This is a genomic window from Tepidibacter formicigenes DSM 15518 (assembly GCF_900142235.1).
Lineage (GTDB): Bacteria > Bacillota > Clostridia > Peptostreptococcales > Peptostreptococcaceae > Tepidibacter > Tepidibacter formicigenes.
In genome coordinates, this window is the sequence record NZ_FRAE01000032.1 from 1 (window position 1) to 14,301 (window position 14,301).

11 protein-coding genes and 1 pseudogene are annotated in these 14,301 nt (G+C 26.4%); 10 read left to right on the top strand and 2 right to left on the bottom strand.

From position 1 onward, the window contains the following. Window positions 1-203 (bottom strand): annotated as a pseudogene (locus BUA77_RS07525) (hypothetical protein); the annotation flags it as partial. A 165-nt stretch (window positions 204-368) separates the two neighbouring features. On the opposite strand from BUA77_RS07525, the gene BUA77_RS07530 reads away from it, so the two are divergent. The 8 genes from BUA77_RS07530 to BUA77_RS07565 all read left to right on the top strand — a co-directional run bounded on the left by BUA77_RS07530 (window position 369) and on the right by BUA77_RS07565 (window position 10,969). Continuing rightward, window positions 369-1,205, top strand: a complete 837-nt coding sequence (locus tag BUA77_RS07530) for a carbon-nitrogen hydrolase family protein (RefSeq protein WP_072888862.1) — start codon at window positions 369-371, stop codon at window positions 1,203-1,205. A 109-nt stretch (window positions 1,206-1,314) separates the two neighbouring features. Continuing rightward, window positions 1,315-2,667, top strand: coding sequence for a glucose-6-phosphate isomerase (locus BUA77_RS07535; protein WP_072888863.1), 1,353 nt, complete (start codon window positions 1,315-1,317; stop codon window positions 2,665-2,667). 367 nt (window positions 2,668-3,034) lie between these two features. Beyond that, on the top strand, window positions 3,035-3,877 hold the full coding sequence (locus tag BUA77_RS07540; protein WP_072888864.1) for a PRD domain-containing protein: 843 nt from the start codon (window positions 3,035-3,037) through the stop codon (window positions 3,875-3,877). Between the two features lie 124 nt (window positions 3,878-4,001). After that, entirely contained in the window at window positions 4,002-5,375 is a 1,374-nt protein-coding gene (gene nagE / locus BUA77_RS07545) for an N-acetylglucosamine-specific PTS transporter subunit IIBC (RefSeq protein WP_072888865.1), read from the top strand. Window positions 5,376-5,406: 31 nt separating this feature from the next. Continuing rightward, window positions 5,407-6,540: an N-acetylglucosamine-6-phosphate deacetylase gene (gene nagA / locus BUA77_RS07550; protein WP_072888866.1), complete on the top strand. Its 1,134-nt coding sequence runs from the start codon at window positions 5,407-5,409 to the stop codon at window positions 6,538-6,540. Window positions 6,541-6,547: 7 nt separating this feature from the next. Beyond that, on the top strand, window positions 6,548-7,303 hold the full coding sequence (nagB, locus tag BUA77_RS07555) for a glucosamine-6-phosphate deaminase (RefSeq protein ID WP_072888867.1): 756 nt from the start codon (window positions 6,548-6,550) through the stop codon (window positions 7,301-7,303). A gap of 11 nt (window positions 7,304-7,314) precedes the next feature. Further along, on the top strand, window positions 7,315-7,788 hold the full coding sequence (locus BUA77_RS07560) for a PTS sugar transporter subunit IIA (RefSeq protein WP_072888868.1): 474 nt from the start codon (window positions 7,315-7,317) through the stop codon (window positions 7,786-7,788). A 151-nt stretch (window positions 7,789-7,939) separates the two neighbouring features. Next, window positions 7,940-10,969 (top strand): insulinase family protein, encoded by a 3,030-nt coding sequence (locus tag BUA77_RS07565; protein ID WP_084605616.1) that lies wholly within the window; start codon window positions 7,940-7,942, stop codon window positions 10,967-10,969. A 78-nt stretch (window positions 10,970-11,047) separates the two neighbouring features. On the opposite strand, the gene BUA77_RS07570 is transcribed toward BUA77_RS07565, so the two are convergent. Next, complete coding sequence (locus tag BUA77_RS07570; protein ID WP_072888869.1) at window positions 11,048-12,100, bottom strand: YkvI family membrane protein; 1,053 nt, start codon at window positions 12,098-12,100, stop codon at window positions 11,048-11,050. A 178-nt stretch (window positions 12,101-12,278) separates the two neighbouring features. Here BUA77_RS07570 and BUA77_RS07575 point away from each other — a divergent pair, with 178 nt between their 5' ends. Next, window positions 12,279-13,088: a stalk domain-containing protein gene (locus BUA77_RS07575; RefSeq protein WP_072888870.1), complete on the top strand. Its 810-nt coding sequence runs from the start codon at window positions 12,279-12,281 to the stop codon at window positions 13,086-13,088. 296 nt (window positions 13,089-13,384) lie between these two features. Next, a complete protein-coding gene (locus BUA77_RS13360; protein ID WP_242939098.1) occupies window positions 13,385-14,224 on the top strand; it encodes a L,D-transpeptidase in 840 nt (279 codons plus the stop codon). Window positions 14,225-14,301: the final 77 nt, after the last annotated feature.

Here is a 14,301-nt window from a genome sequence, read left to right on the forward strand (position 1 = left end):
GCATTAATCATAGATTCAAGAGAAAAATTTCTTTTACGTCCAAAATTAGAATAATATTTTTGATAAAAAGAAAGTGGGATGAAATCACTAATATCAAAAAAATGATTTAACATAGAAAGTAAATTGTATTGATTTTGATTAAAAAACTTTTCAAAATCAGAAGAAATATTAGAAAAGTTTAATTGTTTAGCTTGAACTGGCATAAGTTTTTCCTCCTTTTTTCATTTTGAGTTATACACATCTAGTTAATGTATATATACCCAAAATGGGGGAAACTTAGCCATTTCTATAAATTTAAATGTAGTATTTATGCGAGTTGTAGAGTTCTGCAACGAGCTAATGGAGATTTTATGTAAGGGGGAATGATTATGTGTCAAAAAAATAAATTTAAAATAGCACTATGTCAAACTTTAGTTGAAGATAATAAAGAAAATAATATAAAAAGAGTTGTAAAACTTATAGAAGAAGCTGTAGATAATGGTGCGAAAATAATTTCTTTAGGAGAGATGTTTAATTGTCCTTATAGAAATGATGCTTTTAAGATATATGCTGAAGAAGAAGGTAAAAGTGAAACTTTAAATATATTATCATCTATTGCAAAAGAAAAAGGAGTATATATTATAGGTGGGTCTGTTCCTGAAAAAGAAGGTGAAAAATATTATAATACATCTTTTGTATTTGATAAAGAAGGAAAAATAGTAGGAAAACATAGAAAAGTTCATTTATTTGATATAGATATTAAAGATAGAGTTAAAATGAAAGAATCAGATACATTCTCTTATGGTAAAAATATAACTGTATTTGATACCCAGTATTGCAAAGTAGGGATTGCTATATGTTATGATATGAGATTTCCTGAAATATTTAGAATAATGGTTCAAAAAGGGGTAAAACTTATAATAGTTCCTGCTGCATTTAATTATGTAACAGGACCTGCTCATTGGGAAATTATTATAAGGGGTAGAGCTATGGATAATCAAGTTTATTTTTGTGCAGTAAGTCCAGCTAGAAATGAAAATGAAAGCTATTTAGCTTATGGACATAGTATAATCTGTGATCCTTTTGGGAAAATATTAGGAGAACTTGATGAAAAGGAGGGAATACTATATTCTGAGATAGATTTAGACTATCTTGAAAAAGTAAGAAGTGAGCTTCCTCTCTTAAAGCACAGAAGGCTTGATTTATATTCTGTTAATGAAAAATAAATTTAAAATAAAATATAAAATTTTAAAAATAAAATATATTAGAAATTAATGTAATATTAATGTATAATTATAATGTAAATTTAAATATTATTTATGAAAGGAGAAAAAAATGAACAAAATAACTTTTAATTATTCTAATGCACTAAATTTTGTGAGAAAAGAAGAAGTGGATTTTATGGTTCCGTCTATAAAGATGGCTCATGAGCTTTTACACAACAAAACAGGTCCAGGAAACGATTTTTTAGGATGGCTTGATCTTCCTTTAAATTATGATAAAGAAGAGTTTGAAAGAATAAAATTAGCTGCTGAGAAAATAAAGAATAATTCAGATGTTTTATTAGTAATAGGAATAGGAGGATCTTATCTTGGAGCTAGAGCAGCTATAGAAATGCTTGGACATTCTTTTAGAAATAATTTATCTAAAGAAGATAGAAAAGCTCCTGAGGTTTATTTTGTAGGTAATAATATTAGTTCTACATATATTATGAATTTAATGGATGTAATAAAAGATAAAGATATATCTATAAATGTTATATCTAAATCAGGAACTACTACAGAACCTGCTATTGCTTTTAGAATATTTAAGGAATATTTAGAAAATAAATATGGGAAAGAAGAAGCTAAAGAGAGAATATTTGCAACAACTGATGCTAAAAAAGGTGCCCTAAGACAGCTTGCAGAAAATGAAGGATATGAAACGTTTATAATTCCAGATGATGTAGGAGGACGTTTCTCAGTTTTAACTGCTGTCGGACTTTTACCTATAGCTACAGCTGGAATTAATGTAGATGATATAATGAAGGGTGCATTAGATGCACACAATGAATATAATAATGCTAATTTAGAAGAAAATCACTGCTATCAATATGCAGCTGTAAGAAATGTTCTTCATAGAAAAGGAAAAAATATAGAGCTTATGGTAAACTATGAGCCATCTCTTCATTTTGTTGCTGAGTGGTGGAAGCAATTATATGGAGAAAGTGAAGGAAAGGATCAAAAAGGAATATTCCCAGCTTCAGTTGATTTTTCAACAGATCTTCATTCAATGGGACAGTATATTCAAGATGGTAGAAGAGATTTATTTGAAACAGTATTTAATGTAGAAAATCCTAGAAGAGAAATAACTATTAAAGAAGATGATAAAAATCTAGATGGGCTTAATTATTTAGCAGGAAAAACTGTGGACTTTGTAAATAAAAAGGCTTTTGAAGGAACAGTACTTGCACATGTTGATGGAAATGTTCCAAATTTAGTAATTAATATACCGAGCTTAACTGAATATTATTTTGGATATTTAGTGTATTTCTTTGAAAAAGCTTGTGCAATAAGCGGGTATATATTAGGAGTAAATCCATTTGATCAACCAGGAGTTGAAGCGTATAAGAAAAATATGTTTGCACTTCTTGGAAAACCAGGATTTGAAAAAGAAAAAGAAGAATTAGAAAAAAGATTAAATAAATAAATTTTAAAAAGCTCTAAGTACAACCTTAGAGCTTTTTAAAATATAAGTATTGACAAAGGTTTTCCTGATGTGTTATTATTTAATTATCAAAATTAAATGATAAATTTAGTGCGTTACTGTAAAAAAGGCGTAAACTTATGTACAAATATGAGAGGAATTATATTTGTATATAAGTTTACGCCTTTTTATAACGAATAGGAAATTATATTCCTATTTAAATTGTGGATAAATATAAATTCCGTTATGAGTTTTAAGCAACGGAATTCGTTAGAATTCGTTGGCGCCATGAAATTTCAAAAAAGTCTACATTGTAAAATCTTTAGAATAAAGACTTTTTTATTTCCAAATTCTTATAGGAGGGATTAGATTGAATAAAAATAATTTTAGAATACTAAAAGTTTTAAATAATAATATAGTTTTAGCTTTTGATTTGAAGAATAAGGAAGAAACTATAATTATGGGAAGAGGAATAGGATTTGGAAAAAAGGAAAATAAAAAGGTGTATATTCCATATGACAATATAGAAAAGTCCTTTATAGCTTATGATGAGAAAATGAAAAATGAATATTTTAGGATTGTAAAACAAATAGATTCAAAGATAATAGAAATAAGTGAAAAAATTATAGATATTGCTGAAAAAAAATTAGGAGATTTAAATAGTCATATTCACATATTACTTACAGATCATATAGGATTTGCCATAGAAAGAATAAAAGCAGGTCTTGAAATAAGCAATCCTTTCATTGATGAAATTAAGATTTTATATCCAGATGAATTTGATATTGCTTCTATAGGAATAAATATGATAAAGGAAGAATTAAATGTAGATTTAGGATATGGAGAAATAGGCTTTATAACTATGCATCTTCATTCTGCAAGAAAGAACACTAATGTAAAGGAAACTATAAAGAATACTAGAATTTTAAATGAAATAATTGAAATAATAGAAGGTGGTTTAAATATAAAATTAAATAAGACAGGTTATAATTACAAAAGATTAATACATCATTTACAAGGTGCTTTGGATAGAATAAAAAATAAAAAATATATAGAAAACCCATTGTTAAATAATATAAAGGAAGAATTTAAGGATTCTTTTGAAATAATAAAAAAAATAAAAGGAAAAATTGAAGAAGAATATAAAACTATTGTTCCAGAACAAGAACTTGGATATATGGCAATTCATATAGAAAGATTAAAAATTAAATGATAAATTAGGTACGTTACTGAAAATCAGGCGTAAACCTACGAGATGGAAAATAATTTTTCTGTCTATAGGTTTGTGCCTTTTTATAATTTAAAATAATTACAAATAAGTAAAAGGAGGAATTATAATGAGTAATAGTAATGTTTTTGGCAAGTTTCAGAAATTAGGAAAGTCTCTAATGCTACCTATAGCTGTAATGCCTGTTGTGGCTATATTTTTAAGATTAGGTGTACTTTGGAATTTACCATTTATAACAGCAGCAGGATCTTCGGTATTTAATAATTTACCAGTTTTATTTGCAATAGGTGTAGCAATAGGATTTGCTAAAGATGGTCAAGGATCAGCAGGTCTTGCTGGTGCTGTTGGATATTTTACTTTAGATTCTTGTGCTAAAGCTATAAATGCTGATATTAATATGGGAGTTTTAGCAGGTATGATAGCAGGAATTTTAGCAGGAAATCTTTATAATAAGTATCATGATATTAAACTTCCTGATTTTTTAGGATTTTTTGGTGGAAAGCGTTTTGTACCTATTATAACATCTGTATGTTGTATAATGTTAGGACTTGTATTTGGTTATATTTGGCCTTATGTTGGAGGTGGAATAGACTCTGTTGGTAATTGGATAATAGGAACAGGCTCAATTGGATTATTTGTATTTGGATTATTAAATAGATTATTAATTCCTACTGGACTTCATCATATTATGAATAATATAGTATGGTTTATATTTGGAAATTACAATGGAGTTACAGGAGATTTAAATAGATTTCTTGCAGGAGATGCAAGTGCAGGAATGTTTATGACTGGATTTTTCCCTATAATGATGTTTGGCCTTCCAGCAGCAGCTTTAGCTATGTATACTACAGCTAAAAAGGAAAATAAAAAGGCTGTAGCAGGTGTTTTAGCATCAGTTGCTTTTACAGCATTTTTAACTGGTATTACAGAACCATTAGAATTTATGTTTATGTTTATAGCACCAGCTTTATATTTAGTTCATGCAGTTCTTACAGGAATATCCATGGCACTAACATATACACTTGGAATACACCATGGCTTTGGATTTTCAGCAGGAGCTATAGATTATATAATAAATATGAATTTAGCTACTAAAGGATGGCTTTTAGTACCTGTAGGATTAGTATTTGGTGTAATATATTACTTTGTATTTGTGTTTGCAATTAAGAAATTTAATATAAAAACTCCTGGTAGAGAAGATGTAATAGAAGAAAATGATTCTGATAATTCAACAAAAAAAGATAATATGGATGAATCAGCTAAAGCATATTTACAAGCTTTAGGTGGAAAAGAAAATATAATAGAATTAGATTCTTGTATAACTAGACTTAGACTTACATTAAAAGATACTTCTATAGTTGATGAAAATAAACTAAAAAGTTTAGGAGCATCAGGAGTATTAAAAATAAATGATAAGAATATGCAAGTTATTGTTGGAACTAAGGTAGAACTTTTATCTACAAGAATGAAGAAGCTTTTATAAAAGCTTCTTCAAATCTTTAGGAGATGATTTTATGAAAGCCATTATAAATGGAAAAATAATTTTAGAAGATAGCATTTTAAATAATTATATACTTTTATATGATAAAGAAGTAATAGATATCGTAAAAAAAGATGAATTTAATATAACCGATATTGAAGAAATTATAGATGCAAAAGACAATTTTGTGTCTCCTGGTTTTATTGATCTTCATATCCATGGCAGTGGAGGCTTTGATACTATGGATGCTACATTTGAAGCAGTAAATAATATTTCAAAATCCATAGTTAAAACTGGAGTAACATCTTTTTTACCTACTACAATGACTATGCCTAAAAAAGATATAATAAATGCTTTAGAAAATATAAAAAAATGCATAAATAAAGTAGAGGGTGCTAAAATTTATGGAGTTCACCTAGAGGGTCCATTTATAAATAAAAAATATAAAGGTGCTCAAAACGAAAAATATATATTAAAGCCAGATTATGAATTTATAAAACCATATTTAGATATTTTAAAAATAATAACTTTTGCTCCAGAAGAAGATGAAGAATATAAATTTATAGAAAATATGAAAAAACATAAAAATATAACCCTCTCCATAGGACATACTAATGCTACTTTTGAACAAGCATTAAGAGCCATGGATAATGGAGTGAATTATGTTACACACACATTTAATGGAATGAATGGGCTTCATCATAGAAATCCAGGTGTTATAGGAGCTGTATTTTCAAGGGATATATATTGTGAGATAATAGCTGATACTATTCATGTTCATAAAGGATTTTTCCAAGCCTTTATAGATATAAACAAAAAGGATAAAGTAATTTTAATAACAGATTCTATGAGAGCAGGATGTATGAAATGTGGAGAATATGACTTAGGTGGACAAAGGGTAATAGTAGATGAAAATAGTGCAAGACTTGAAAATAAAACTTTGGCAGGGAGTATACTTAAATTAAATGAAGCAGTAAAAAATATAAAAGACAATACAAACTATAAATTAAATGAAATAGTTAATATGGCAAGTTTAAATCCTGCAAAAGCTATAGGATTAGATGATAAATTAGGAAGTATAGGAAAAGGAAAAATGTCAGATTTAGTGATATTTGATAAGAATATAAATATTTTAAAAACTATAATTAATGGAAATGCTGTGAGGTGAAGTTTTAATGAGAATTATTTGTGTTGATAACTATAATCAGGTTAGTAAAAAAGCTGCAAATATTGTGGCTAGTCAGCTTATATTAAAACCTAATAGTGTTTTAGGACTAGCTACTGGTTCCACTCCTCTTGGAATGTATAAACAGCTTATAAAAACTTACGAAGATGGACATATTGATTTTGAAGAAGTTACTACTTTTAATTTAGATGAATATTACGGATTAAATAAGAATAATGAACAAAGTTATTATTATTATATGTATGAAAATTTCTTTAAATATATTAATATAGATATGAATAAAGTTAATATACCAAATGGCATGGCTAAAAATATTGATGATGAGTGCTTAGAATATGAAAGAAAAATAAGAAAAGCTGGAGGAATAGATATTCAAGTTTTAGGAATAGGAAGAAATGGTCACATAGGATTTAATGAGCCTGATATAAAATTTGAAGCTTTAACTCACATGGTTAATTTAGATGAACAAACTATAAAGGATAATTCTAGATTTTTTGATTCTATAGAAGACGTTCCAACTAAAGCAATAAGTATGGGAATAAAAACTATAATGCATGCAAAAAAAATAATTCTTTTAGCTAGTGGTATTGAAAAATCAGATGCAATTTATAAAGCTATTTATGGTAAAATAACTCCAAAGCTTCCTGCATCAGTTTTACAGCTTCATCCAGATGTAGTATTTATAGTTGATAAAGAAGCTGCATCTAAATTAGATTTAGAAAAATTAAAGGAAGAATATTTATAGGAGGTAGTAAAATGTTTAGTTTTTTTGTAAAAAATAAAGAATTAATTATAAAAGCACCTTTTGATGGAGAAATTGTAGATATAACAAAAGTAAATGATGAGGCTTTTTCTAGCAAAATGCTTGGAGATGGAGTAGCTGTGATACCAAGCAATAATATTGCTGTAGCACCTTGTGATGGAACAATAACTCAAATTTTTCCAACTAATCATGCATTTGGAATAACAACAAAAGAAGGAATTGAAATATTGGTTCATATAGGTATAGATACAGTTAGTTTAAAAGGAGAAGGATTTAAAAGACTTATAGAGGTTGGAAGTAAAGTAAAAAAAGGAACACCTATCATTGAAGTTGATTTAGAATATATAAAAAAATATGAAAAAGATACAATAACTCCTATAATTATAACTAATATGGATAATGTAGAAAGTATGGATAAAAACTTTAATAATATTGAAGAAATTTTAAAAATAAAGGTTAAAAAATAACATAGAGCTTTAAAAGCTCTATATTTTTTTTACCTTAAATTATCCTTAAATTTTACTGGATTCGATTGACAAAATATAACTTTTTTAGGATAATACATACAAAATATAATAATGTATACACTAAATTTACAGGAGAAAAGGAGGAAATAAAATGAGAAAGTATTTAAAATCCATAATATCTATTTTAGTATGTACTTTACTTTTTAATGGATTTCTATTTGGCATTCAAATACCTGTATATGCAGATTCATTAAATTCACAATTTGTAGAAAACAATATATACAGTGGATTTAATCTTAAATCTAAAAGGTATATAGAGGATATACAATCTACACTTATGGAATTTAATCATATTAAAAGTGGAGCGAAGCTTTATTATTTACAAAATAAGGACAATAATAAAAGATTTTCTATAAGCTTTAAAACTCCACCTACTGATAATACAGGAGTGAATCATATAATAGAGCATTCGGTTTTATGTGGGTCTAAAAAATATCCAGTAAAGGATCCTTTTTTATTAATGAAAAAACAATCTCTTCAAACTTTTTTAAATGCTATGACAGCAGCAGATTATACTACTTATCCTGTTGCTAGCAAAAATGAGAAAGATTTAGAAAATTTAATGAGTGTATATTTAGATGCTGTATTTTATCCAAATATATATAGTAATCCTAAAATATTTAAGCAAGAAGGTTGGCATTATGAACTAGAGTCACCTGAGTCAGAAATTGAGATTAACGGAATAGTTTATAGTGAAATGAAGGGCGCTTATTCATCTCCTTATAGATTATTATTTAATGAAATAACTAAATCTCTTTATCCAGATACTATATATAAATATGAATCAGGTGGAAATCCTGATGAAATACCAAATTTAACTTATGAAAAGTTTATAGATACTCATAAAAAATATTATGTTCCATCTAATAGCTGTATTTTCTTATATGGAAATTTAGATATTGAAAAAGAGCTAAAATTCATAGATAAGAATTATCTTAGTAAGTTTGATAAAAAAGAAGTGGATACTTCTATAAAAAAACAAAATCCTTTAGCAAAAAGAAAAGTAAAAATAGGATATTATCCTATACCTAAAGATAGCGATATTAAAGATAAAACTTATTTATCTTTAAACTATGCAATAAATAATATAAGTGATGAAGATTCAATAGGTATGAGTATACTAAGTGATTTACTTACAGGGAGTGACTATTCTCCACTAAAAAAGGCATTAAAGGAAAATAATATAGGACTAGATTCTGGAGCTATGTATGATCCTTCTTATATGCATCCAACATTTAGTATTTTAGTGGAAAATGCAAATGAACAGGATAAGGAAAAATTTGAAAAAATAGTAGATGATACTTTGAGAAAAGTTATAAAAGAAGGTTTTGATGAACAATCTAAGAATAAATTAGAATCTATTTTTAATTCATATGAGCTTGTAAAAAGAGCTGTAACAAATAGTAATTTTAAAGGTCAAGTTTATGAAATGCTTGTTGTAAATAGTTGGCTTTATGATCAAAATCCTATTAAGCAATTACAACTAGATTCTAAATTTAAAACTTTTAAGGGAAAAATAGATGAAAAGTATTTTGAAAATTTAATACAAAAATATTTATTAAATAATAATCATTCATCTTTAGTAGTCCTAAAGCCAAAACAAGGGTTAGAAGAAGAAAATATAGCTAAACTTAAAAATAAGCTTTCTGAGTATAAATCAAAGCTTTCAAAAGAGGAGATAGATAATTTAGTTAAAGAGACACAGGAGTTAAAAAAATGGCAGGAAACTCCAGACTCAAAAGAAGCAATAGCTACAGTACCAACTTTATCTTTAAGCGATTTAAATACAAAAGTAGATAAAATTCCAACAGTTGAAAAAAGTAAAAATGGAATTAAAATATTATCACATTCACTTTTTACAAATGGAATAGACTATACAAAAATGTATTTTGACACTTCTAAAGTACCTCAAGATAAGCTTTTATACTTAAGTTTATTATCTTATGTTTTAGGAGATATGGATACAGATAAGTCTGACTATATGGAACTTGAAGATAAAATGGATAGATATATAGGTGGAATTAGCTTTGATGCTACAACCTTTAGAAAGTATAATAGTGATAAATATGAACCTAGAATGGTTGTAGATATTGTTTCTCTTAATGATAAACTGCCTTATGCTTTTGAAATTTTAGATGAGATAATAAACCATACTAAATTTACAAATAAAGAGCATTTAAGAGAAATTATTCAAATGCAAAGAGCTGATTTTGAAAATAATATTAGCAATGCTGGAATGGGAATTGCTATAAGTCGTGCAGGAGCTTATATATCTGATGAAGGAAAATATAATGATTATTTAAACAATATAGATTTCTATAAATTCATATGTGATTTAGATGATAACTTTGATCGAAAGTATGATGAAATAGTAAAAAATTTAGACTATGTAAACAAATTAGTTTTTAATAAAGAAAATTTAATTGTAAGTTATACAGGAGATGAAAAAGGCTATTTAAAATTTGAAGAATTATTTAATGATTTTTCTAATAAAATAAAGGATGAAAAATATTCAACTCAAATATATAAATTTGACGATAATTCTAATGATGAAGGTTTTATTATTCCTTCTAAAGTTCAATATATAGCTAAAGTAGGAAAAATGGAATCTGATTTTAAAGAAATTGGCAAATTAATGGTTCTTAAAAATATACTAGATAATGATTATTTATGGCAGGAAGTTCGTGTTAAAGGTGGAGCATATGGTGGAGGAGTTTCTATAAGAAGCAATAGTGTAATGTTTGTTTCTTGGGAAGATCCTAACTTAAAGGAAACTTTAAATATATTTGATAAATCTGTTGACTATTTAAAAAATTTCAATGCGGATGAGAGAGAAATGACAAACTTTATTATAGGAACCTTTGCTTCCCTTGATACTCCAGCAGATCCTGATGCTAAGGCTGCCATGGCGGATTCTATGTATATAAGTGAAACACCACAGGAAGAACTTCAAAAAATAAGAGAAGAAGTTTTATCTACAACAGCACAGGATATTAGAAATTATGGAAGTATTTTAGAAAAAATGTTAAAAGAAAGCTACAATTGTGTTGTAGGAGCTGAAGAACAAATTCAAAAAAATAAAGATATATTTGATAATATAAAAAAAATAGTAGAAAATTAGATAAAAAAAACGGTTATCAAAATAGATAGCCGTTTTTTTATGCAAAAAATAGCATTATAGGAATATTTCCCGGGGAATTTAATGAGAATTTGACAACTTATATAATATAAACTTAATGAGAGCAAATATTAATATAAAAAGGCTTATATATCCGAATAGAGGATATATAGTTGAAACTAAATTTGAAAATCCAAATTTGGCTAAAAATATAGATGTAAAAGATAGTATAAAAGCTAATATCTTATCATTTATTTTAAATAAAGGAGAAATTCTTTTTATAAAACCAAATCCATTACCTATTGCAGTAGTAAACATTGCACACCAAAGTATAATGGAATATAAATATTTTCCTTTATAGCTTGAGTAGCTAGCAATATTAAGCATAGGTATTTCTAAAGAAGATATATCTTTATATAATATAAGACAAGGCATTAAAATAAATAAAGAAAGTATTCCTAAAAATAATCCTCCTACTATTCCACCCTTTATTGCATTTTTCTTTTTATCAATAATAGGGCTTATAGAAGTTAAAATAACTAAAGAAGGTATCATGTTGTATCCTACATATGTTATTGATGATAATATAAAGTTGTCGTTATTTAAGGAATTTATTTCATTTAAAGCATTAAAATCAATTCCCTCATTAAAAATTACAATTCCTCCTATAAAAACTATTACTATTAATAAGAAAGGAACTATAATGGTATTTACAAGAGACAATCCTTTTAGGCTATATATAAATGTAAAAAAAGTGGTTATTGCCATAATAATAATACCTATATTATGGTTAATATTAAATTGTTCATAAAAAAGAGCTCCGCTTCCAGCAAGCATTATGCAGTAGCCAGCAAGTAAAAATAATATTATTATAAAATCTATTATTTTACATATATTTTTTCCAAATATTTTTGCTAAAAGTTGATTATAAGTATTTATTTTACTTTCGTATGTGGTAATTAATATTATAGATCCAATTAAACAAAATAACATAGTTGAAATAAGTATTCCTAACAAACCTTTAAATCCAAACTTTCCAAAAAAATTCATAATCTCTTGTCCAGAAGCAAATCCTGCACCTATTATTGTACCAACATATATACTTGCAATCTTTATCCATGATTTATCTTTCATATTAATTCCCCCTTAAAAAATAAGCATCCTATTTAATTTTATGTAGATATAAAATAATAATTACAATTAAAAGAATTATTATCTATAAAGTGTTAATATAGGTATATTCGTGTTACAAATGGGAAATAAGTTATAGTATATATAATATTCATGACATTTAAATTAAGGGAGGATTCAAATGAAAAACAAAAGAAGAATTTTTGCTTGTGTAATATTTGCCATATTGTTAGTTTCTATGAATGTATGTTCTGCTCTTGAGGTAGAAGTAAGTATGAAAATAAATGATAACTATGTTAAAAGTGATAAGAAAAATATATTAATAGATGATAGAGTATTTGTATTGGCTAGATTTGTTGTTGAAGCATTAAATGGTAAAATTACATGGATAGATAAAACTCGTGAAATTGTAATTGATTACGAAGGAAAAAATATGAAGTTAACTATAGGTAGTGATATTGCATATATTAATGGAAAAGAATATAAGCTTGATTTAAAGCCTTTTATTAGAGAAGGAAGAACTTACATACCATTAAGATTTGTTTCTGAAAATTTGAACTGTGATGTTAAATGGGTACAAGATACATTTACGGTAGATATAAGAAAAGAAGGTTTAGAAATTGCAAAAGAAAAATTTGAAAAAAGATCATATACGGATGAAGATATGTTGTGGATTGCAAGAATTGTAGAAGTAGGTAATACTTCACTAGAAAGCAGAATTGCAATAGCCAATGTAGTACTTAATAGAGTGAAAAGCAATAAATTTCCTAATAGCGTATATGAAGTGATTTTTCAAGGTAAGCAGTTTCCACCTGCACATAAAGAATCTTTTAAGAGTTTAAAGCCAAGTAATATAAGCAGTATAGCTGCTAAAAAAGCATTAGAAGGTATAAATAATATTGAGGAATGTTTGTTTTTTAATTCTAGACCATTTAAGAGTAAAAGCAAAGATTTTTATAAAAAAATAGATGGTGAATATTTTTATAAATAGTTTGTAAATAGATGATTACTAAAAAGAGTTACGCCTAATAAGCATAACTCTTTTTTTACTCTATAGGAAATTATAAATTTTTTAAACTGTAACTTTGGTAACTGAATAAAAGTATCAACTATTTTGAGCAACAAAGTCCGTTAGGACTCGTTGGCGACATGAGCTATGCGATAGCATGAAGCGAATTTTTTTATTATTTTAAAACAAATAAAAAATCTTCATAAAATCTACAATTAATCCATATATTTACTTTGTAATGTGTTATGTTTTACTAAATATAATTGGGGGAGGAAAACATGTTAGTTAAGTTTAAAGCATCTGTTTTATATGTGATAATTCTTATGTTAGTTTTGTTTCAAGATCAAGTTGTATTTTCTAATGATGTATATGCACAGGAAAATAATATAAAAACCACAGATGGATTTAATGTAGATTTAGTAAATATTAATGAAGGCAAATATGAACTTGTTGGAAATGTTTTAAAATTCAAAGCGGTTTGTAAAGGAGAAGATATAATATATAAATGGAGTATATATAGAGATTCTAATGAAATATATACAAAAGAATATAGTGAAGAAAATTTATTTGAGTATCCTACAACTGAAACAGGGGCATATAAAGTAGGTTTAGCAGTTAAAAATAAATATGGAGAAATTTTAAGAAAGGAATCTGAGGAGATTAAAGTAGTATATTCAAAAGAGGATATACAAAAAGAAAATGCACAAGCTTTTGTAAATGGACAAAACTTTAGTAGTAAAACAGATTATTTTATATGGGTAGATACGGAAAAGAATTTAGTTTATGTTTTTAAAGGAAAAACTAACAATTGGATTCTTGAAAAAACAATGGTATGTACAGATGGAAAAGTTTCAACTCCAACTGTAAAAGGCAGTTTTTCTATTAATGGAAGAGCGCCATGGCTTACTTCTTATAATAAAAAAGTAAAAGCAAAATATAAAGTTAGATTTTATGAGAACTATTATTTCCATTCAATTTTATATGACTCTAAAGGAAAAAATATTGTAGATTCACGACTAGGCAAATCTATTTCTCATGGATGTATAAGACTTAGTGTAGAAAATGCTAAATGGATATATGATAATATTTCGGATGGAACTGGTGTATACATAAATTGATTGTATTAATATTTTAAGAAATTTTTTATAAATCTAGTTGAATTAGGAATAATATAAACATAAGGTTAACTAATATT

Excerpts from the sequence above, each read along its gene's own strand:
- BUA77_RS07560 (WP_072888868.1), top strand. The coding sequence starts at position 7,315 with ATGTTTAGTTTTTTTGTAAAAAATAAAGAATTAATTATAAAAGCACCT.
- BUA77_RS07575 (WP_072888870.1), top strand. The coding sequence starts at position 12,279 with ATGAAAAACAAAAGAAGAATTTTTGCTTGTGTAATATTTGCCATATTG.
- nagE (WP_072888865.1), top strand. The coding sequence starts at position 4,002 with ATGAGTAATAGTAATGTTTTTGGCAAGTTTCAGAAATTAGGAAAGTCT.
- BUA77_RS07570 (WP_072888869.1), bottom strand. The coding sequence starts at position 12,100 with ATGAAAGATAAATCATGGATAAAGATTGCAAGTATATATGTTGGTACA.
- BUA77_RS07535 (WP_072888863.1), top strand. The coding sequence starts at position 1,315 with ATGAACAAAATAACTTTTAATTATTCTAATGCACTAAATTTTGTGAGA.
- BUA77_RS07565 (WP_084605616.1), top strand. The coding sequence starts at position 7,940 with ATGAGAAAGTATTTAAAATCCATAATATCTATTTTAGTATGTACTTTA.
- nagB (WP_072888867.1), top strand. The coding sequence starts at position 6,548 with ATGAGAATTATTTGTGTTGATAACTATAATCAGGTTAGTAAAAAAGCT.
- BUA77_RS07530 (WP_072888862.1), top strand. The coding sequence starts at position 369 with ATGTGTCAAAAAAATAAATTTAAAATAGCACTATGTCAAACTTTAGTT.
- BUA77_RS13360 (WP_242939098.1), top strand. The coding sequence starts at position 13,385 with ATGTTAGTTAAGTTTAAAGCATCTGTTTTATATGTGATAATTCTTATG.
- nagA (WP_072888866.1), top strand. The coding sequence starts at position 5,407 with ATGAAAGCCATTATAAATGGAAAAATAATTTTAGAAGATAGCATTTTA.